Raw genomic sequence first — 1,069 nt, 5'->3', positions numbered from 1 at the left:
ATTACCGAGCCATTATCATTACACATCAAGAGGTTTTGGCATTTATTGCTCTACCTATCGATGTGCATCATCAATATCTTATCCAGTTTAATCGCCAGCTGAGCTTGATACTTATCGCCATTACCTTATTATTGGTTTCAGTAGCAGCACTAAGTGTACACTGGGGTTTTGCTCCCCTAGCTACTATCGTACAAAAGATGAAAGGCATTAATCTTCAAAGGTTAGATGAAAGAATTGTGGTTGGCGATATGCCGTTAGAATTACGTCCACTAACGGAGTCTTATAATTCTATGATGGTCAAGCTTGAAAGTAACTTTGAATCATTATCACGGTTTTCAGACAATATCGCCCATGAGCTACGTACGCCAATAGCGACGCTGAGTACGCAAACGCAAGTCATGTTAACTAAGCCAAGAGAAAGCGACGAATACATTGAGCAATTGCATCATCAGCATGATACGTTAAAGCAGTTATCCGCCATGATTAACGATATGTTATTACTGGCAAAAACTCAAAAAGAGCTGAGTGATTCGCAAATCAGTCATGTCGATATAGAGAGCTTGATCACAAAGCTTATAGATTATTATGAGATGATTGCTGAGGATCGTGAGATAATCTTTGAAAAATCGGGTGATTTTAAAACAGTACTAGGTGATAAAGGCTTATTGCAACGGCTGTTTGCCAACCTGATGTCAAATGCGATTTATTATGCGGCTAGTAATAGCACTATTATGATATCCGCTACTGTCCTCACTTCAAGCACCTCGCTTAATGCGCCAAAAGACGATATTCAATCCCCAGAGCAGCTCTGGTTAAGAATAACTATGACCAACCGTCTAGACAAACCATTAAATCAGATTGAAGCCGATAAACTGTTTGAGCGATTCTATCGTCATGATAAAACGAATACGATGCATTCAGGAACAGGCTTAGGCTTATCTATTGTGCAAGCTATCGCCAATGCTCATAATGGCAAAGTTAGTATTACTATCAAAGATGAGTGTCTTTTTGAGGTTGCTGTAAAGTTGTTGATTGCCAGGTAGTAAATACCTTCATACTGTCTATGAAC

At 39.2% G+C, this 1,069-nt stretch carries 1 protein-coding gene; it reads left to right on the top strand.

Features of this window, described 5'->3' with window-relative positions:
• Window positions 1-1,043: ATP-binding protein (locus CXF58_RS01165; protein WP_102076317.1), on the top strand; the 1,043-nt coding region annotated here is incomplete at its 5' end.
• Window positions 1,044-1,069 lie beyond the last annotated feature (26 nt).

Source organism: Psychrobacter sp. Sarcosine-02u-2 (assembly GCF_002836335.1).
GTDB classification, from domain to species: Bacteria; Pseudomonadota; Gammaproteobacteria; order Pseudomonadales; family Moraxellaceae; genus Psychrobacter; species Psychrobacter faecalis.
The sequence above is the reverse complement of the archived record's forward strand: the minus strand, read 5'-3'. Positions and strand labels throughout refer to the sequence as shown.